Source organism: Amycolatopsis sp. PSD-21 (assembly GCF_055561455.1).
In genome coordinates this window covers 5,652,722-5,671,543 of record NZ_CM145712.1, presented here as the reverse complement: position 1 = coordinate 5,671,543, position 18,822 = coordinate 5,652,722, and the positions used below count along the sequence as shown (strand labels likewise).

Genomic DNA, 18,822 nt, shown 5'->3' with positions numbered 1-18,822 from the left:
GTCCCCGGCCCGGATCAGCACCCGGTCAGCGGCGACCGAGCGGCCGGGGCACGATGATCACCGTCGAGGCGAGGAGGTGACGATGCGGTTCGGGGTGCTCGGCCCCCTCGTGGCCGAGGACGACGGCGGCGAGGTCGGGCTCAAGGGGCCTCGGCACCGCGCGGTGCTGGCCAGGCTGCTGATCGCCCGCGGCCGGGTCGTGCCAGTGGAACGCCTGGTCGACGACCTCTGGGAACGCCCGCCCGAGGGCGCGGTCGGCGCCGTGCAGACGTTCGTCGGTGCCCTGCGCCGGGCGCTGGAGCCGGATCGCGCGCCCCGTGAGCCCGCGCGGCTGCTCGTCACGATCGCCCGCGGCTATGCCCTGCGCGCCGATTCCGTCGACGCCTGGGACTTCGAGGACGCGGTCGCAGCGGCCCGTGAACTGCTCGACGCCCGGCGGCCGGACGCGGCACTGTCGCGAGTGGACAGTGCGCTCGCGCTCTGGCGTGGTCCCGCGTACGCCGAGTTCGCCGAGGAAGGCTGGGCCGTCGGCGAAGTCTCCCGCTTGACCGAACTCCGTTCGCTGGCGGGAGAACTCCGTGCCGAGGCACTCCTCGCGCTCGGACGCGCCGCCGAGGCTGTCCCGGGACTGGAACCGCTGGTCCGTGAACATCCGTTGCGGGAGAACGGTTCCCGGCTGCTGGCGCTCGCGCTGTACCGCTCCGGGAGGCAGGGTGACGCGCTGGCGGTGTTACGCACGACGCGCGAACACCTCGCCGACGAACTCGGCATCGATCCCGGCGCCGGCCTGCGGGACCTGGAGGCGGACATCCTGGCGCAGGCGCCCCGGCTGGAGCCGTCCGTGCCCGAGATCGCCGAGCGGCCGCTGGTCGGACGCGACGCGGAGCTGGCCGAGCTCGAAGAAGCCGTGACGCGGTCGCGGCTGGTGCTCGTCTCCGGCGACGCCGGGGTGGGGAAGACCGCGCTCGCCGAAGCGTTCTCCGCCCGTCTCGCCGCCCGGGGCTGGACCACGGCCTGGGGGAGCGATCCCGACGACGAGGGCGCGCCACCGGCCTACGCCTGGACCCGGATCCTGGCCACACTCGCCGAAGCCGGGTACGGCCCGGCGCCGACGGCGGAGCCGGGGACCGAAGACCCACTGGCCGCTCGCTGGCGGTGGCATCGCGCCGTCGCGTCTCATCTGTCCGGCGCGGCGCCGCTCCTGCTCGTCCTCGACGACCTGCACTGGGCGGGCGAAGAGACCTTGGCGCTGCTGACCTCCGTGCTGGCCGAGCCGGTGTCGATCATCGCGACCTATCGCGGCATCGACCCGCCCGCCCGGCTGACGGACTTCCTCGCCAAGGCCGCCCGCCACGAGCCGGCGCGGATCTACCTCGGCGGCCTGCCCGAGAGCGAAGTCGCGGGCCTGGTCCGCGCCACGACGGGGGAAGAGATCGACCCGGAAACCGCCGCGGTGCTCCATCGGCGCACCGGCGGAAACGCGTTCTTCGTCCGTGAACTCGCCCGCCTGCTGGCCACCGAGGGTTCGGCCGCCTTGGACGCGGTGCCGCCGGGCGTGCGCGATGTCGTCCGGCACCGGGTGGACGCGCTGCCGGGTGACGTCGGCGGCGTGGTGCGGCGGGCGGCGGTGATCGGGACGGACGTCGACCTGGACGTTCTCGAAGCCCTGGTGGGGAAGACCGCGCTCGACGCGGCCGAGATCGCGGTCCGGCGCGGATTCCTGACCGAGCGGGCGCCGCGCCGGTTCCGGTTCGCGCACGCGCTGGTGCGGGACACGCTCTACCACGATCTCTCCCGTTCGCGGCGGGCCCGCGAACACGGCGAGATCGCCGAGGCGCTGGAAGAGCTCCGCCCCGACGACGTCGACACCCTGGCGCACCATTTCCTCCTGTCGGAGGAGCACGACGACCGTGCGGCGCGGTACGCGCAAGCCGCCGCCGAACGCGCCGAAAGTCGTTTCGCGCCAGTGGAGGCGGCGCGACTCTGGGACGCCGCACTCACCGCGTACGACCGCTCCGGCGCCTCGGACACGGCGAAGCGGCTGGAGCTGATCATGGGCAAGGCCCGCGCTTCGGCCGTCGCCGGCGGGCTCGGCCAGTCGCGGCGGCATCGGGCCGAAGCGTTGGAACTGGCGGAAAAGCTGGACCATCCGCTGCTGACAGCGCGGGTGATCGGTGCTTTCGACGTCCCCGCCAGCTGGACCGAGAGCGACGACCGGGAGCTCGCTTCGCGGATCGCGGAAACCGTCGAGCGCACCCTCGCCGCCTTGCCCGCCGAACGCCTGGCCGAGCGGTGCCGCCTACTGGCCACACTCGCTGTCGAACTGCGGAACGCGGGCGGACAGCGAGCACGTGATGCGGCCCGGGAAGCCGAAGCGATCGCGCGGACACTGGAAGATCCGGCTCTGCTGGCGTTCGCGCTCAACGCCCGGTTCCTGCAGTCCTTCGACCGCGCCGGTCTCGCCCCGGAGCGGGCCGCGATCGGGGCCGAACTGGTCGACCTCACCGCGCGGCACGGGCTCGTGACGTTCGAGGTGCTCGGGCATCTCGTGCTCCTGCAGGCGAAGAGCGCGCTCGCGGATTTCGCCGCCGCGGACCGGCATGCCGCGGCGGCGGACGAACTCGGGGAGCGCTACGGCCTTCCGCTCGTCGGCGTGTTCACCCGGTGGTATCACGCGATGCGGATCGCGATGACCGGCCCCGGTGGGGAAGCCGCCTATCGCGCCGCGGCGGCGGGTCTCGCGGGAACCGCCATGTCCGGTGTGGACAACGGGATCCTCGCGCTCGCCCTGTACTGCGACCGGCTCCAGCGTGGTTTGCCGCCCGAAGCGCTGGAGGACGACTACGGCGCTTACGAAAGCTGGTGCCGCCCGGTGCTCCCGATCCCGGATTCGCCACGGGATCTGCTGTTCGAGGCCCGCACCTGTCTGCACGCCGTCGTCGCAATCGAACTCGGTGACCGGACGGCGATGGAACGCCTCTACGCCGAGCTCCTACCCGCCGAAGGAGAGATCGCCGGTGCCGGGAGCGGGATGCTCACCCTCCGCCCGGTCGCGTACTACCTCGGCGAGCTGGCCACCGCCCTCGACCTGCGAGAAGCGGCCGCCGAGCATCACCGGAAGGCGCGGGCCATCGCGGTGAAGGCCGGTTCACCGCATTGGGGTTAGCTCACTGCTCCCGCATCGCGCGGCGGATCTCGGCCAGCTTGTCCTTGGCGGCCTTGTCTCGGTCGGCGATCTTCTTGTCGAGCGAAGCGACGTCTTCCTTGCCGCCGAGACCGGCGAGCTCGGTCGAGCCCAGCGACGTCGTGTAGCGCTGCTCGATGCGGTCCCGCACGTGGTCGAACGAGGGCACGCCGCCCTCGCTGTAATCCGGCTCCGGGACTTCGACGGGCGCGGTCGGGGTCTCTTCGACGATCTCGGCGTCGAGGATTTCCTTGTCCGGTTTGTTCTCGGTCATCGTCCACTCCGTCCTGCGTGCCACGGCACGGCTTCGGTCATCAACCCGAGCATGCCCGAAACCAGCCGCATCTGGTCGACGGTGCGGATGTCGGCTTCGACCAGGCGCGGCGAGCAGACCACGATCGCGAGCGCCTGAGCCCGCGAGAGTGCCACGTTGAGCCGGTTGCGGGAGAGCAGGAAGTCCAGGCCACGTGGCAGATCGACCGCCGAGGACGAGGTCATCGTGGTGATCACCACCGGCGCCTCCTGCCCCTGGAACCGGTCGACGGTGCCCACCCGGACGCCGGGGTGCCCGGCCTCGTCCAGCGCGCGGGCCACGACCCTGGCCTGCAGGTTGTACGGCGCCACGACCAGGATGTCCTCGTCGCCGAGTGGCCGGGGCTCGCCGTGATCGGTCCAGGCGCGGCCGTGGAGTTCGGCGACCAGGGCGGTGACCGCCTCGGCCTCCTCGACCGACCTGGTCGTGTTGCCGTGGTGGTCGACCTCGGCGAGGTACAGGCCCGCCTCGACCCCATCGATCGCCCGCTCGGCGGCCGAGGGATGGGAGTGCAGGCGGCCCGCGTAGGACAGCCGCGACACCGGCGCGCAGACGGCCGGATGCATGCGGCGGGTCTCGTCGAGGAAGTACCCGAGCTCGGCCGGGATGATGTCCGCCTCGCCGATCAGGTGCCCGAGCGCGGAAGCTTCGGCGCCCGCGGGATGCGTCCCCTGCACGACCTGCGGCAACTGCTGCGGATCGCCCAGCAGCAGGAGATTCTTGGCGCACATCGACACCGCGAGCGCGTCGGCGAGGGCGAACTGGCCCGCCTCGTCGATGATCAGCAGGTCGAAGGGCTCTTCCCGGATCGCGGCGTTCGCGAACGTCCAGGCCGTCCCGCCGACCAGATGGCCGGTGTCGTGCTCTTCGCGCCATTTCACCAGCGCGGGATTGGTCTTCGGCTGCTCCCACGGCGCCGCCGGATCCGGGGTCCGCTTGGCGCGTTTGGCGCACGGCAGGTCCGGCGCGTTCTTGAGCGCGGCGGACAGCACGTTCTCCACGGCCTTGTGGCTGGTCGAGGTGACGGCGATGGTCTTGCCCGCGCGCACGAGTTTCGCGATGAGCCTGCCCGCGAGGTACGTCTTGCCCGCGCCGGGCGGACCCTGGACGGCGAGCGTGGAACCGTCGAGCGCCTCGACGGCCTCGATCACCGTGCTCACCAGGTCCGTCCCGGGTTCGGGCAGGTCCCGGTCGTCGCGCAGCCGCGGTGACGCACGCCGGAGCAGATCGACGCCGGGATGGGCGGGCAGGGTCGGCAACCCGTCGACGACGAGGCGGGCGAGATCCGCGACCGCGTCATCCTTGGGGGAGGGCCGGACCGGGCTCCCGGGCAGCACCGCGACCGGCCGGTCGGCGGTGGTCTCGTCGGGCGGGCAGCTCTCTTCCAGGGTCAGCTCGACGGCGGTGGCCGAGACGACCTTCGCGTCCCGCGCGGCCGCTCCGTATCGCAGGCGGACGTCGTCGCCGGGGGCGAAGGGATGTGGCCGGTCCGGGTCGCAGCGGAGCACGAGCGAGCGCTTCGCCTTCCGGACCCGGCCCGACGGCGGCACCCATTCCCCGGCTTCCAGCGAGACCGGGACGGTGCAGGCGTTGTCGGTCTCCAGATCGCCCAGCGGGGCGGCCAGCTGGCGGAAGTACTCCCACCACGCGGGGTTCGTCTCGCGGCGGTGGTAGCCGACGGACGCGGCCAGCAGCGCGCGGGCACGATCCTCACCGGTGAATTCGGCCGGATCGTCGGGAAGCCCGTCCAGCAGCGGATCGACCAGCGCGGCCAGCTGCGCGGCGCGCTCGGCGCGTTTCTGAGCGGCGACGTCCTCTTCGGTCTGGCGGAGCAGAGCGTCCACATCGGACTCTTCGGGTGGCTCGGCGAGCGCGATCCCTTCCTCCACGCGGACCTTGTGGAGGAATTCGAAAAGCCGCAGCGTGGAGACGCAGTCGTATTCGTTGTAGTCGCTGATCCCGCGGAGAACTTCGTCCGCGTGTTCGGTCTCGCCGGAGGCAGTGAGCGTCAGGTACTCCTCATAGGCCTCGATGCTCGAAACCGCCGTCTTGACGTCGCCGTCGCGGGCTTCGGGCATGTAGAGCGGTTCGAGATACTTGATCGAGTACGACCGCTGCGAGACCCGGAGTGCCTTACGCACTACCGAATACAGGTCCACCAGGCCGCCGCTGCGCAGCAGATGGTCGACGGCGTCCTCGCGGGTTCCGTGCACGGCGGCGAGCCGCTTGATCGCGGTGACCTCGTACGGGGCGTAGTGGTAGACGTGCGAGCCGGGATGCTCGGCGAGCCTCGCGGTGGCGAAGTCGACGAACTCTTCGAAGGCCCGTTTCTCCTGCGACCGGTTGTGCGCCCAGAACGGCGTGAACTTCGTGCCCTCTTCGGCGGTCACGGCGCCGAAGAGGTATTCGAGCCCTTCGCCCGCCAAGGCGTACGGGTCGCCTTCCATGTCGAAGAAGACGTCTCCGGGCGCGGGCGGCGGGAGCTCGGCCAGCGCGTCCGGATCGATGACCTCGTAGGCGATCTGCCCGGTGGCGTCCTGCCGGACCTGGATCGCGGCCTGGGCGCGCAGCGTGGTGAACGACGTCGCCGAGATGTCGCGCGGCCGGTCTTCCGGTGTGGCGGCCGCGAGCGCGTCGATGGTGCCGAGGCCCGCGGCGACGAGTTTGCGCCGCTGGTCGCCGCGCATTCCCGCGACCAGTGAAAGATCGCGATCGGCCTCGCGTGCGCTCGCGCAGTGCGCGGCATAGGAGCAGCCGCCGCACGCCGGCCGCTCGTCGGCCCACAGCGGGACCGGCAACGTCGGCGGCCGGTTCCGCAATCGGGCGCGGAGCCGGTCCACCAGCGGGAGGAAGTCGTCGACGCGGAACAAACGCGTGCTGTGATCGCCCAGCAGCAGATGCATCCGCGGGCCGGCGGGCCAGCCCGCCCGGCGCAGCGCGTCGGCGTACGCGGTCAGCTGGACGACCGCGGCGGGCTTCGCGTGCCTGGCCAGCTTCGTGTCGTAGACCTCGTAGCGGCCTTCGTCGTCCCGCATCAGAAAGTCGGCGCGGCCGGAGAATTCGCCGTCGTGGAAGACCGCCTGGTAGATCACCGGCGCACCCGCCCGTAGCGCCTCTTCGGTGGCCTTCGCGGCGACGACCGGGTCACGTTCGTCGATCTCGACGACGGCGCTCCGCTCGCCGCGCAGCTTGTCCAGCGTCGCGGCCTCGTGCGCGCGCCCGTGCGTGACCGCCAGCTGATCCGGCCCGGAGCCCGGCCGCGGCGCTCCCGGGAGGCCGGCGGCCAGCGCCTGGTTCAGGAGGCTGCGGTGCTCGCATTCGAGCAGGTCGGCGAGATCGGACGGGGTGTACATCGCCCGGGAGTCTCGCACGGACTCCCGGATGGACGGTCCCGGCGCGCCGGAGTCAGCCGGAGGTGTGGTCGAACTTCAGATGCGAGGTGATCCGGTAGCGGTCGCCCCGGTAGATGGAGCGGGTGTACTCGATCACGCGGCCCCCCGCGTCGCGCGTGGTGCGCTCGAACAGCAGCGCGGGGGAGTGCAGCGGGACGCCGAGCAGCCCGGATTCGTCGTCGTCGGTGACCGTCGGCTCGATGATCTGCACGGCCGTCGCGGGAACGACCTCGTACCGTGAGCGGAGCAGCTCGTAGAACGAACCGGACTCGAAGCCCGCGGCCGTGATGTCCGGCACGATGTCCCGGGGGACCAGGATCCGTTCGATAGCCATCGGCGCCTCTTCGACGACGCGGATGCGGGTGACGGCGACCAGCGTGTGGCCGGGGGAGACCTCGAGCCGTTTGCCGAGCCGGGCGCCCGCCGGTGTGGTGGCGAACTCGATCACCCTGCTGGTCCAGTGGCCCTCGGCGGGCGGGGCGAACTGCTCGCCGCCGGTGGCGGGAACGAGGTCCTGGGAGATCTTGCGCGGCGCGGTGAAGGTGCCGCGGCCGTGCTCGCGCACCACGAGGCCGTCGCGCTCCAGCTCGTCGATCGCGGCCCGCAGGGTGGGACGCGAGACGCCGATTTCACTGCTCAGCGCGCGCTCCGACGGCAGGACCTCGCCCGGCTGACGCCGCTCGATGAGCTGGCGTAGCCGGTCCTTGACCTCTGTTCGCCGCATGACCACAGCCTACCCAGTGGTCAGCGCGAATTGGCTGGTGGACAAGTTGTCTAGACCTATTGACTTTACCACTTCACCGGGTGACGGTGGAAAGAAACTGACCAGTGGTTAAGGAGACGATGATGTCGAACACAGGGAAGTTTCGCGTTGCCGCCGTCGCCGTGTTGTCGGTCGCCGCACTGGCGGTGGCGCCGGGTGCCGCGGCCGGGGCGGCCGCTTGCGGGGCATTGTTCGACGATTTCCACTACGGCTCCCACACTGACGGGCTCCTCGCCCAGCACGGCTGGCAGGTGCGCTCCGGCGCCGGCGGCCCCGGCGTCGGCGGGGCGCGCTGGGCTCCGGAGGGCATCACCTTCCCGGCGTCCGACGGGGACAAGGTGCTGCAACTCGCCTCCACCACCGACGGCACGCCCGCGGGCACGACACAGACCGAGATCATGCAACCCGACCGGCGGTTCTTCGAGGGGACATACGCGGCCCGGATCCGCTTTTCCGACGCGCCGGTGTCGGGCCCGGACGGCGACCGGATCAACCAGACGTTCTTCACCATCAGCCCGCTTCGCTACGACAACGACCCGATCTACAGCGAGCTGGACTTCTCGGAGTACCTGCCCAACGGCGGCTGGGGCGAGGCGGGCCCGGTGAACTTCCAGACCAGCTGGCACACCTACACGCCGGATCCGTGGTACGCCGAGAACAAGAGCGACAGCCAGCGCCGCAGCATCGACGGCTGGCATTCCGTCGTCGCGACCGTGTCCGACGGCCATGTGCGGTACTACATCGACGGCACGCTGGTGGCCGACCACGACCGCAGCGGGCCGTTCGACGTGTACCCGCGGCAGAACATGTCCTTGAATTTCAACCAGTGGTTCATCGACCTCACGCAGCACAGCGGCGGCACGAGCACGTACCTCGAACAGGTCGACTGGGTCTACTACGCGAAGAACGAGGTGCTGACGCCGCAGGCCGCCGCCGAACGGGCCGCGTCGTACCGGTCCTCGGGTGTGCGGTTCGCCGACGACCTCGGTGGTTGTTAGATATGAGCCGTGGATCGGCTGACTGAACGTTTCGAGGAACACCGGACCAGGCTGCGGGCGGTGGCGTACCGGATGCTGGGTTCGGTCAGCGAGGCCGAAGACGCCGTCCAGGAGACGTGGCTGCGGCTCGACCGCACCGACGCGGCGGAGATCGAGAACCTCGGCGGCTGGCTGACCACGGTGGTGGCGCGGGTGTGCCTGAACGTGCTGCGCTCGCGCGATCACCGGCGGGAAGAACCGCTCGACGACCGGCTCGCCGAACCGATCGACGCCGCGGCCGATCCCGCCGCCGACGCGGTGCTCGCCGACTCGGTCGGGCTGGCGATGCTGGTCGTCCTGGACACACTCGCGCCGGCCGAACGGCTCGCGTTCGTCCTGCACGACATGTTCGCGGTGCCGTTCGACGAGATCGCCCCGCTGATCGACCGCACCCCGGCCGCCGCCCGGCAACTCGCGAGCCGCGCCCGGCGCCGCGTCCAGGGCCGTTCCGTCGCTACGGAACCGGACGTCGCGCGACGGCGCCAAGTCGTCGACGCCTACCTGACCGCGGCCCGCGGCGGCGACTTCGCGGCGCTCCTCGAACTCCTGCACCCCGACGTCGTACTCCGCGCCGACAAGGCGGCAGGCCCTTCGCGCGAGCCGATCTTCCTGCGGGGCGCCAAGGTCGTGGCTCGTGGCGCGGCCGCGGCTTCGGTGCGGGCGGCGGTCACTCAGCTCGCGCTGGTGAACGGCGGCATCGGTCTCGTGATGGCCGACGAAGGACGGCCTTCGGTGGTGCTCGCGTTCGCCTTCGTGGACGGGAAGATCAGCGAGATCGACGTCATCGCGGATCGGGAACGGTTGGTGGGGCTGGATTTGGTGATGGTGGACTGAGCCGGGTCGCGGTGCGTGATGACTTCAAGCGGACGCGGCGGTGGGCTGAGAACCGCGAATGGTGCGATGACTTCCGGTGCCAAGCACGGACACCGTCGCTGACGGAGTACCCAAGGATTCGACGAGGTCCGCGTCAGGGATGAGCGGACACGATCATCGATGAGTTCTCCGTGCTCGACAGGTCGCTGCCGGCGATACAGCAGGAACGTCAAAAGAGGCTTGATGTGCTCGGGCCGTCACCGACTACATCTGTCTGCTGACCGAGGCGCAGGCCGTCGACCTCGGGAAGCGGATGGAGAGTTCGATGTTCGGTACGTGGTTCAACTGAGCGAGGCACGCGGAGTGTGCGGGGCGTTTCCCTGGAAGTGAGCCGGACAGTGATCAGCTGATGCCTCGCGTGGTTGGTGTCGTTCTCCGGGCATGTCGAAGGGCCCGTCGCCGGTGTGCGGCGGGCTCTTCGGTTTCAGCGGTGGTTGTGGCGGGGTGTTTGTAGTGGGTCGAGGTATTGGGGTGGGATGAATTCGGGTCGTCCGTTGGTGATCTGTGCTTTCCAGCCGGATTGTCCGTGGATGACCATGTGGTGGTAGCGGCAGAGTAGGCAGAGGTTGTTCAGGTCGGTGTCGCCGAGTTGGCCCCACGGCAAAATATGGTGGGCTTCGCAGTGTTTGGGTTTGCGGTGGCAGCCGGGGAAGGCGCAGCCGTGGTCGCGGAGATTCAGGGCCCGGCATTGTGCGGGACTGACGGACCGGGTGGCGCGGCCGATGTCGAGAGGCTCGCTCTCGGAACCGAGGGCCGCGGGAATGATTCTCGCGTCGCAGGCCAGCATCCGCGCGTGCCGTGCGGTGATCTGCGAAACGCCGTCCACGCAGGCGGACCCGAGTCCGGAGGTCAGGGTCTCCAGCGGGATGGTGACCACAACCGTCGTCCGGTCCCCGGACAACGTAGGCGCCTTCTCGTTGGTCATGGCGTAGTGGATGGCGTCGAACAACGCGTCGCCGTGCCGTTCGCCGGGAGTGCGGGGGTCGCGGTTGCCGTCCTGGTCGATGGGTCTTCGTTGTCCCCAGGTGTCGAACAACGCGTTGACCCGGGCCCCGAATTCGGGGTCCAGCAGGCCGTTGAGCCGCCACCAGCCATCCTCACGTTTGCGCAGATACACCTCACGTGACGGTGGTTTGAAGTCCTCGTCCTTCGGCTCGTTCCCGTCGGGATCCATGTGCGCCAGGAGGTCGGCGCCGACGTTGGTGATCTCCTGGGGCCCGGCGTGGCGGGCCAGGTTGACCAGGATCTGTTCCGCGCCGGACCGGTCCTCGGCCGACACCTCGGCGGGGATTTTCTTCAGCACGGCGAGGATCGGGTCGAGTTGCTGGTGCCCGAGGTCGCCCTCCGCGGCGGCGGCCCCGGCGATGGGTGCGAAGGCCGGAGCGGGGGAGCCGTCGAGGTTTCGGCTCTCGTTCAGCGCCAGCGCTCGCGTCACGGTGTCGCCGGCTTCTTTGGGGCTGATGCGGGCGGTTTCGGCGAACCAGCCCGCCGTCGATCCGTGTCCGAACAGTTCCATCGGGCCGCGCGATTCGATCTCGACCAGGAACTGCCCGACCTCCGCCAACGCCTGCCGTGCCACCGACAACCGCTCGACCACACCGTGCGCGAGCTCGCGCGCACCGGCGCGCCACAGCTCCTGTGGCGGTTCGAGGATGCGTTGACTGGACACCCCGCAAGAATACCAGTAATCGAACAGGTGTACGAATATAAAGTGCTCCAGAAACGGCTTCGGATTTTGGCGATGGCCAAGGTGGGACAACTAGATCTTGTTGAGAAGAAACGGAAACGCAAGACTGGCAGCGCCATGTCATGAGCCGGACAGTGACCCAAGGCGCAGCACGGTTTCTTCGATCTCGGCACCCCTCGCAGACGCGTAGGCCGTCTCGGTGCCGATGACACTGAAGCCCGCCTTCTGCAGGACCCGAAGCGACCCGAGATTGTCGCTGGCGGCGCGCGCGTACAAAGGCCGAACCTCGACCATGTCCAAAAAGAGTGCGAGTGCTCGGCTGGCGATTCCCCGACCCCAAACCGAACGGTCGATCCAGTAGGTGATTTCGGCGTCGCCGTCCACGAAGAACCTGCCGATGGTGCCGAGGAATCGTCCGTCACCCGTCACCGCGCGCAGGATGAGATCCGGTGAATTCCTCAACCTCGTCATGTGCAGGTCGAAGGCTTCGCGATCGTCGGGGTCCCTGGCGATGAAAGCGGCCATCCGGACCGACTCTGGGTCACGCATCAGCTCGAACAACGTGTCGAGGTCACGATCCTCGACCGGCCGCAGTGCCACCTGGACCATCGATCTCCTCCTCAGCGTATCGGCGACGTCCTCGGCAGCCATCAAACCCTAAATCCGCTTAAAGTGACCGAAGACGCCGCAGTCATCCGGGAGGCACGCATGTCGTTGTTGGCCCAGCTGAACACCGCGATCACCACGGGCACGATCGAGGTCGTCGACCTCACCGCCCCGCTGAGCGCGAGCACCCCGATCCTCCAATTGCCGGAGCCGTTCGCGAACACGATCCCGTTCGGCCTGGAGGAGATCAGCCGCTACGACGAACGCGGGCCGCGCTGGTACTGGAACAACATCCACACCGGCGAGCACACCGGCACCCACCTCGACGTTCCCGTGCACTGGGTGTCGGGAAAGGACGGCCACGACGTCTCCGAGGTGCCGTTGCGCACGCTGGTCGCCCCGGCCGTGGTGCTCGACGCGACGGCCCGCGCGGCCGAAGACCCGGACTTCCTGCTCTCCATAGAAGACATCCGTGAATGGGAGCGCGTGAACGGCCGCTGCCCGACGGTGGCTGGCTGCTCTACCGCACGGGCTGGGACGCCCGTTCGCATGATCAGGAGGCCTTCCTCAACAACGACGAGAACGGTCCGCATTCGCCGGGCGTCTCGGCGGAGTGTGCCCGCTGGCTCGCGGAGGAGGCGCCGATCACCGGGTTCGGGGTGGAGACCGTGGGCACCGACGCGGGGCAGGCGCTGGCTCTGGAACCTGCCTTCCCTTGCCACGAACTCCTTCTGGGCGCGGGAAAGCACGGCCTGACCCAGTTGAGGAACCTCACGAGCCTGCCGCCCACTGGATCGCTACTGGTCGTCAGCCCACTCCCGATCGTCGGCGGTTCCGGCAGCCCCGCCAGGGTGTACGCGCTGGTCGAACGGGCATGAACGTCGCGGAGCTGGTCGGCCGCACGCTGGCGGAACTCGGGGTGGGCGCGGCGTTCGGGGTGGTGGGCAGCGGCAATTTCGAGGCCACCAACGGATTGCGCTCCGGCGGGGTGCGGTTCGTCGCGGCGCGGCACGAGGGCGGCGCGGCGAGTATGGCCGACGCGTACGCGCGGATGAGCGGCCGTGTGTCGGTGCTGAGTGTCCATCAGGGCTGCGGTCTGACCAACGCGCTCACCGGGATCACCGAGGCCGCCAAGAGCCGGACACCGATGATCGTCCTGGCCGGCGATACCGCGGCGTCGTCGGTGTTGTCGAACTTCCGGGTGGACCAGGACGCGCTCGCGGCAGCCATCGGCGCCGTTCCGGAACGCGTGCATGGCGCGCGTACCGCGGTCGCCGACACCGTCCGCGCCTACCGGACGGCGGTGCAGCAGCGCCGTACGGTCCTGCTCAACCTGCCGCTCGACGTCCAAGTCCAGGAAGCGCCCGAGGCGGTCCGAATCCCGAAGGTCCCCGGTCCGGCGCCGGTCCGGCCCGACGCCGAGGCGGTGGCGAAGCTGGCCGACTTCCTTGTCGAAGCGCGGCGGCCGGTGTTCATCGCCGGTCGCGGTGCACGGGCGAGTGCCACGCCCCTCAAGGCGCTCGCGGAAGTGTCCGGCGCGCAGCTGGCGACTTCGGCGGTGGCGCACGGCCTCTTCCACGACGATCCGTTCTCGATCGGGATCGCGGGCGGCTTTTCGTCGCCATCGGCAGCGGACCTCATCAAAGACGCCGACCTCGTGATCGGCTGGGGCTGCGCGCTGAACATGTGGACCACCCGGCACGGCACGCTCCTCGGCCCGGACGCGAGGCTGGTCCAGGTCGACGTCGACCAGGCCGCCCTCGGCGCGCACCGGCCGATCGACCTGGGCGTCGTCGGCGACGTCACCAGCACGGCCGTCGACGTTCGCGCCGAACTCGACAGACGTGGCCACCACGCCCAGAGGCAACGAACCGGCACAAGATGGAACGACGTGCCGTATAACGACCTATCCGGCGGCGGGAGAATCGATCCGCGCACGCTCAGCCGCCGTCTCGACGAGATCCTGCCGACCGAACGGGTGGTCTCGATCGACTCCGGCAACTTCATGGGCTATCCGAGCGCGTACCTGTCCGTTCCCGACGAGAACGGTTTCTGCTTCACCCAGGCGTTCCAAAGTATCGGGCTCGGTCTCGGCACGGCGATCGGCGCGGCGCTGGCGCGGCCGGACAGGCTACCGGTGCTCGGCGTCGGCGACGGCGGGTTCCACATGGCGGTCTCGGAGCTGGAAACCGCCGTACGGCTCCAAATCCCGCTCGTCGTCATCGTCTACAACGACGCGGCGTACGGCGCCGAGATCCACCATTTCGGCGACGCGGACACGACCACGGTCAGGTTCCCCGACACCGATATCGCGGCGATCGGCCGCGGTTTCGGCTGCGCCGGGGTCACCGTACGGTCGGTCGAGGATCTCGCCGCCGTCAAGGAATGGCTCGACGGACCAAGGGACGCGCCGCTCGTCGTCGACGCCAAGATCGCCGACGACGGCGGCTCGTGGTGGCTCGCCGAAGCCTTCCGGCATTGAGTCCGCTAAACGCCCCAGTCCGGCCTCAGCGGCATGCCCGAGTCGCCGTCCGGACCGACCTTCACCCCGAGCACCTGGTGCAGTTCGATCTCCCGGCGCTCGAAGGCGAGGCGGCACGCGGCCATGTACAACGCCCAGACTCGGCTCCGCCTGGCGCCCGCTTCGGCGACGGCCGCGTCCCAGTTCGCGTCGAGGTTGGCGCACCACGCGCCGAGGGTGGTGGCGTAGTGCTCGCGGAGGTTCTCCGAATGCCGCACCTCGAGCCCGCTGTCGTGCATCGCGGTGGCGATCTCGCCGACCGCCTCCAGCTCCCCGTCGGGGAACACGTACCGGTCGATGAACCCGCGCGACCGGTGCGCCACGGAGGTGTCCGGGTTGGTGATGCAGTGGTTCAGCAACCGCCCGTGCGGCTTCAGTTTCCCGGCGAGGAAACGGAAGTACGACGGCAGATTGCGGGCGCCGATATGCTCGGTGAGGCCGATCGACGACACCGCGTCGAAACCCGTTTCGGTGACGTCGCGGTAGTCGAGATGCCGTACCTCGGCCTTGTCCGCGAGCCCCTTGGTCACGATGTCCTTCTGAGCCCATTGTGCCTGTTCGCGCGAAAGGGTGACGCCCAGCGCCTCGACGCCGTAGTTCGCGACGGCGTGCTCGACCATCCCGCCCCAGCCGCAGCCGACGTCCAGCAGCCGCATCCCCGGCCGGAGGCCGAGTTTCCGGCACACCAGGTCGAATTTGTGCGCCTGTGCCTCTTCCAGCGAGGCGTCGGCGGACGGATACGCGGCGCAGGTGTAGGCCATCGACGGCCCGAGCACCAGTTCGTAGAACCGGTTCGAGACGTCGTAATGGTTCGAGATCGCGTTGCTGTCGCGTGCTTTCGAGTGGCGTAGGCCGTCGAAGACGCGCTTGGCCCGGCTCGGCAGCTCCTCGGCGGGCGGGGCGACGCGGCGCAGATGTGTGGGGCCGAGTTTGCGCAGCAGCCACAACCGGTCGGCGGCGCTGAGCTGATCGACCTGGGAAACGAGCGCGCGCAACGCCGTGTAGAGGTCGCCGTCGACGTCGAGCGCGCCGGCGACGTAGGCCCGCGCGAGCCCGAGGTCTCCCGGGGACGACATCAGATACGTCAACGCCAGCGGCGACCGCACTTCGATCGTCACGGGCGCGTCGGCGGGCCCGCTCGTGCTGCCGTCGTAGGCGGTGATGGACACTCCGGTGCTCGGGCCGAGCAACCGCTCGAAGATCTCGCCGACGGTCGTCGTCTCAGCCATGGTCGTCTCTCTTCTTCCGGCCCGGGTCACCGCCGCCGCACGCATTTCGCGTACAGGTCGAGCAGTCGGCCGTCGGGGTCGTAGGCCGTCTTCAGTTTCCGGTAGGCGTCGCCGTTGTACAGCCGCCAGAACTCGTCCTCGGTATAGAAACTGTCGGAATACAGCGACTTCCGCCCGCCGAGCCGGGTCACTTCGGCCTCGATCAGCCGATTGTGCGTATCCGGTGCCTCGCCGGGGTCCAGCGGGACCGCGGACCAGAACCCGAAGTTGACGTACAGCGTTTCGGGGTCCAGTTCGTACAGCGGCGAGTTCACGCCGCCCGGCCGCTGCTTCAGCGGGCAGATCCACACCGGGCTGATCGGGATCTCGCGGCGGAAGAAGTCCAGGAACTCCGCGGCCCGCGACAGCGGCACTTCGATGTCCTGGACGATGGTCTCTTCCGGGGGAAGCCGGCGCAGCTTGAGCAGTTTCGCGGCGATCCCGAACCGGCGGTCGAGCGCCACGACCTTCCAGTAGACCGAAGACCGCAGCAGCCGCCTGCCCAGCAGCAGCCGGGGGAGCCGGTGCTGCACACCGAACGCCCGCGAGCACCAGAACCAGTCCGTGTCCCAGCGCCACAGATAGTCCCGGACGCTCAGATGGTCGGTCTCGCGGGAGCGGATCGACTTGTAGTAGATGTCGAGCCACGTGTAATCGCTGGTCGCGGGCGCCGAGGTGGTGAACGTACCCAGGGTCAGGTACTGCTCGCCCGGCCCGAAGACCGTGCCGTCCACGAAGTCGGCCGAACCGTCACGGCAGGCTTCGCCGAGCGCCGTGAAGTACTCCTCGGTGTTCTCGTACCGGACGTGGTGGAGCCGCACGTACGGTTTGACCGGCTCCAGTTCGATCTTCAGCCGCAGCGCGTAGCCGAGCGTCCCGTACGAGTTCGGGAAGCCGTGGAACAGGTCGCTGTGCTCGTTGTCGGGCCGCGCGACGACGATCCTGCCGTCGCCGGTGAGCAGCTCCATCTCCAGCACCGACTCGTGCACGAGTCCGTTGCGGAACGAGGACGACTCGATGCCGAGGCCGGTGACCGCGCCGCCGAGCGTGATCGTCTTGAGCTGCGGCACGACCAGCGGCATCAGTCCGTGGGGCAGGGTCGCGTCCACCAGCTGCTCGTAGGTGACCATCCCTTCGACGTCGGCCGTGCGCGCCAGGGGATCGACGTCGAGCACATGCGTGAATCCCGAGACGTCCAGCCCCGGGGTGGTGGTCGCCGTCCGTGCCCGGAACAGGTTCGACGTCCGCTTCGCCAGCCGGATCGTCCCGTGGAGATCCGCGAGCTGTGCGCGGAGCGTTTCGGCGCGCGCTTCGTGTTCGGCGAACCGGACCAGCCGCGCCGTCTCCCGGATACCGCTGTCGCTCGCCATCAGTTCATCGTGCCCCACGGAACCGCCTGGCGCAGCCCTTATTCGTGCCGGAGGCGGTGCAGCGGGACGGCGTCCGCCATGGCGGTGAAGCCCTTGTCACCGGGATGGAGGTGATCGCCGGAGTCGTACTCGGGTTTCATCCGCTGCGGGTCGGCGGGATCGCGGATCACCGCGTCGAAGTCGATGTAGCCGTCGAAGAGCCTGCTGGTCCGGATGAACCGGTTCACCGCCTGCCGGGTCTCTTCGAGCTGCGGCGTGTACGAACCCCAGCCCTTCCACGGGGTGATCGTCGCGCCCAGCACCCGCAGACCGCGGTCGTGCGCCCTCGTCGCGATCTGCTTCAGCGCCGAGATGATCTTGTCCGGATCGGCCTGGTGCGGGGTCTGCTGGATGTCGTTGATGCCCTCGAACACGATCGCCGTCCGCACGCCGGACTGGTTCAGGACGTCCCGATCGAGCCTCGCCAGCGCGTTGACCCCGTAGTTGCCGCCGTCGAGCAGCAGCCGGTTCCCGCTGATCCCGGCGTTGAGCACGCCGAGGCGCGCGCTGATCTTGTCGGCGAGCTGATCGGGCCAGCGCAGGTTCGCGCCCCAGGTCGAATACGCCCCGTCGGTGATCGAATCGCCGATCGCCACGACACTGCCCCGCAACCCGGCGCCGCGGACGTCCACTCCGGACACGTAGTGCCAGACAGCGGTCTTCTCCGGGAACGCGGCCGCCGACTCGTCGGCCGCCCTGTCGCCGTTCCGGGTGAAGTACGAGTTCTGCATCGCCAGCGGGTGGTACGTGACCGGGCCCGACGGCTCCGGGGTGTACGTGGTCACCAGGAGGTCGCCGTCCCTCGGCACGGTCAGCGGCGCGCCGTCACTGACGACGTCGGCGCCCGGCGGCACGGTGACCTCGCGATCCCCGCCGAAGGTCAGCGTGCGCATCGTGCCGGGCACGGCCTGCGGGGTGTCCGGGCCCGCGGCGACCGCGACGGTCACCCGCCCGAACAGCACCGGCGTCCGGCCGAAGGCGTTGGACAGCCGCACGCGGACCTCGTGCCCGCCGGCACTGGTGTGCACGATGTTGCGGATCGAGAAGTTCGGATACCCGTTGTCGGTCCCGGCCACCCCGGCCGCGGGCGCCGCCGCCCAGGTGCCCACCCAGCCGCTGGTGGCCGTGCCCTCCACTTGGGCCGTCGCGGCGCCCGGCACCAGGCCCAGCGCCAGGATTCCCGCGATGGCGAAATACTTCACGCGCATGTCGGTTCGCCTCCACCCAGTCGGCTCCACTCATCGTCAATGAATCACCGACAGCCGGTCAACGGCCCGGACAGGACAGGTTTCTGTCGGTGGGCGCGGTTAGCCTGAACGCCATGAAACCTGCCGCGCTCGCGAAGCTCTGCCTAGGCCTCCCCGGCGCCCGGGAGGAGTTCCCGTTCGGTGAGGACATCAACGTGTTCAAGGTCGCGGGCAAGGTCTTCGCGCTCGGCCCGCTCAAGGCGAAGCCGCTGCGGATCAGTCTCAAATGCGAGCCCGATCTGGCGGTCCGGCTGCGCGCGGAGCATCCGGCGATCATCCCGGGGTACCACCTGAACAAACGACATTGGAACACCGTCGAGCTGGACGGCTCGCTGACCGACGACTTCGTGCGGGAGATGATCGAGGACTCCTACGACCTCGTCGTCGCGGGCCTGCCGAAACGAGAACAGGAGAAACTGAACTGGGTGGCGCTCAGCCAGGAATGACCGGCCCGGGTTTCATCCGGATTTCATCCCGCCGTGCTCGCCCGGCCTCCTACCGTGGGCGGAGACGGGTGCCGCC

13 protein-coding genes and 1 pseudogene are annotated in these 18,822 nt (G+C 69.6%); 6 read left to right on the top strand and 8 right to left on the bottom strand.

Annotation, left to right across the window (positions count from 1 at the left end; translation table 11 throughout):
• Window positions 1-82 precede the first annotated feature (82 nt).
• A complete protein-coding gene (locus tag ACZ1DY_RS26480) occupies window positions 83-3,166 on the top strand; it encodes a BTAD domain-containing putative transcriptional regulator (RefSeq protein ID WP_465481224.1) in 3,084 nt (1,027 codons plus the stop codon).
• 1 nt (window position 3,167) lies between these two features.
• On the opposite strand, the gene ACZ1DY_RS26475 is transcribed toward ACZ1DY_RS26480, so the two are convergent.
• The 3 genes from ACZ1DY_RS26475 to ACZ1DY_RS26465 are packed head-to-tail and all read right to left on the bottom strand — an operon-like array spanning window position 3,168 to window position 7,613.
• Window positions 3,168-3,458, bottom strand: coding sequence for a hypothetical protein (locus ACZ1DY_RS26475; RefSeq protein WP_125684924.1), 291 nt, complete (start codon window positions 3,456-3,458; stop codon window positions 3,168-3,170).
• Window positions 3,455-6,850, bottom strand: coding sequence for a TM0106 family RecB-like putative nuclease (locus ACZ1DY_RS26470; RefSeq protein WP_465481223.1), 3,396 nt, complete (start codon window positions 6,848-6,850; stop codon window positions 3,455-3,457). The genes ACZ1DY_RS26475 and ACZ1DY_RS26470 overlap by 4 nt, the downstream gene beginning before the upstream one ends.
• A 52-nt stretch (window positions 6,851-6,902) precedes the next feature.
• Window positions 6,903-7,613: a GntR family transcriptional regulator gene (locus tag ACZ1DY_RS26465; protein ID WP_465481222.1), complete on the bottom strand. Its 711-nt coding sequence runs from the start codon at window positions 7,611-7,613 to the stop codon at window positions 6,903-6,905.
• Window positions 7,614-7,735: 122 nt separating this feature from the next.
• On the opposite strand from ACZ1DY_RS26465, the gene ACZ1DY_RS26460 reads away from it, so the two are divergent.
• Window positions 7,736-8,650, top strand: coding sequence for a glycoside hydrolase family 16 protein (locus tag ACZ1DY_RS26460; protein ID WP_465481221.1), 915 nt, complete (start codon window positions 7,736-7,738; stop codon window positions 8,648-8,650).
• Between the two features lie 9 nt (window positions 8,651-8,659).
• On the top strand, window positions 8,660-9,523 hold the full coding sequence (locus tag ACZ1DY_RS26455; RefSeq protein ID WP_465481220.1) for a sigma-70 family RNA polymerase sigma factor: 864 nt from the start codon (window positions 8,660-8,662) through the stop codon (window positions 9,521-9,523).
• Window positions 9,524-9,986: 463 nt separating this feature from the next.
• On the opposite strand, the gene ACZ1DY_RS26450 is transcribed toward ACZ1DY_RS26455, so the two are convergent.
• The gene (locus ACZ1DY_RS26450) at window positions 9,987-11,231 is read right to left on the bottom strand and encodes an HNH endonuclease signature motif containing protein (RefSeq protein ID WP_465481219.1); all 1,245 of its coding nucleotides are present in this window, start codon (window positions 11,229-11,231) and stop codon (window positions 9,987-9,989) included.
• 138 nt (window positions 11,232-11,369) lie between these two features.
• Window positions 11,370-11,900, bottom strand: a complete 531-nt coding sequence (locus ACZ1DY_RS26445; protein WP_465481218.1) for a GNAT family N-acetyltransferase — start codon at window positions 11,898-11,900, stop codon at window positions 11,370-11,372.
• A 57-nt stretch (window positions 11,901-11,957) separates the two neighbouring features.
• Between ACZ1DY_RS26445 and ACZ1DY_RS26440 the strand changes: the two are divergent.
• Together ACZ1DY_RS26440 and ACZ1DY_RS26435 are read left to right on the top strand one after the other, a co-directional pair.
• Window positions 11,958-12,733: pseudogene (locus tag ACZ1DY_RS26440) on the top strand (cyclase family protein).
• Window positions 12,730-14,337 carry a thiamine pyrophosphate-binding protein gene (locus tag ACZ1DY_RS26435; protein ID WP_465481217.1) on the top strand — a complete coding sequence of 536 codons (1,608 nt, stop codon included), beginning with the start codon at window positions 12,730-12,732 and terminating at the stop codon, window positions 14,335-14,337. The pseudogene ACZ1DY_RS26440 and the gene ACZ1DY_RS26435 overlap by 4 nt, the downstream one beginning before the upstream one ends.
• Before the next feature lie 5 nt (window positions 14,338-14,342).
• On the opposite strand, the gene ACZ1DY_RS26430 is transcribed toward ACZ1DY_RS26435, so the two are convergent.
• From ACZ1DY_RS26430 to ACZ1DY_RS26420, 3 genes are read right to left on the bottom strand one after another with little or no spacing between them, the layout of a single operon-like run.
• Entirely contained in the window at window positions 14,343-15,605 is a 1,263-nt protein-coding gene (locus ACZ1DY_RS26430; protein WP_465481216.1) for a class I SAM-dependent methyltransferase, read from the bottom strand.
• 26 nt (window positions 15,606-15,631) lie between these two features.
• Window positions 15,632-17,014 (bottom strand): FAD-binding oxidoreductase, encoded by a 1,383-nt coding sequence (locus tag ACZ1DY_RS26425; RefSeq protein ID WP_465481215.1) that lies wholly within the window; start codon window positions 17,012-17,014, stop codon window positions 15,632-15,634.
• Window positions 17,015-17,052: 38 nt separating this feature from the next.
• A complete protein-coding gene (locus ACZ1DY_RS26420) occupies window positions 17,053-18,261 on the bottom strand; it encodes an SGNH/GDSL hydrolase family protein (protein WP_465481214.1) in 1,209 nt (402 codons plus the stop codon).
• Between the two features lie 113 nt (window positions 18,262-18,374).
• Here ACZ1DY_RS26420 and ACZ1DY_RS26415 point away from each other — a divergent pair, with 113 nt between their 5' ends.
• Entirely contained in the window at window positions 18,375-18,746 is a 372-nt protein-coding gene (locus tag ACZ1DY_RS26415; RefSeq protein WP_192741754.1) for an MmcQ/YjbR family DNA-binding protein, read from the top strand.
• Window positions 18,747-18,822 lie beyond the last annotated feature (76 nt).

Bases quoted from the DNA above. Each gene is read 5' to 3' on its own strand.
- ACZ1DY_RS26460 (WP_465481221.1), top strand. From the start codon at position 7,736: ATGTCGAACACAGGGAAGTTTCGCGTTGCCGCCGTCGCCGTGTTGTCG.
- ACZ1DY_RS26445 (WP_465481218.1), bottom strand. From the start codon at position 11,900: ATGGCTGCCGAGGACGTCGCCGATACGCTGAGGAGGAGATCGATGGTC.
- ACZ1DY_RS26470 (WP_465481223.1), bottom strand. From the start codon at position 6,850: ATGTACACCCCGTCCGATCTCGCCGACCTGCTCGAATGCGAGCACCGC.
- ACZ1DY_RS26415 (WP_192741754.1), top strand. From the start codon at position 18,375: ATGAAACCTGCCGCGCTCGCGAAGCTCTGCCTAGGCCTCCCCGGCGCC.
- ACZ1DY_RS26420 (WP_465481214.1), bottom strand. From the start codon at position 18,261: ATGCGCGTGAAGTATTTCGCCATCGCGGGAATCCTGGCGCTGGGCCTG.
- ACZ1DY_RS26465 (WP_465481222.1), bottom strand. From the start codon at position 7,613: ATGCGGCGAACAGAGGTCAAGGACCGGCTACGCCAGCTCATCGAGCGG.
- ACZ1DY_RS26435 (WP_465481217.1), top strand. From the start codon at position 12,730: ATGAACGTCGCGGAGCTGGTCGGCCGCACGCTGGCGGAACTCGGGGTG.
- ACZ1DY_RS26480 (WP_465481224.1), top strand. From the start codon at position 83: ATGCGGTTCGGGGTGCTCGGCCCCCTCGTGGCCGAGGACGACGGCGGC.
- ACZ1DY_RS26425 (WP_465481215.1), bottom strand. From the start codon at position 17,014: ATGGCGAGCGACAGCGGTATCCGGGAGACGGCGCGGCTGGTCCGGTTC.
- ACZ1DY_RS26475 (WP_125684924.1), bottom strand. From the start codon at position 3,458: ATGACCGAGAACAAACCGGACAAGGAAATCCTCGACGCCGAGATCGTC.
- ACZ1DY_RS26430 (WP_465481216.1), bottom strand. From the start codon at position 15,605: ATGGCTGAGACGACGACCGTCGGCGAGATCTTCGAGCGGTTGCTCGGC.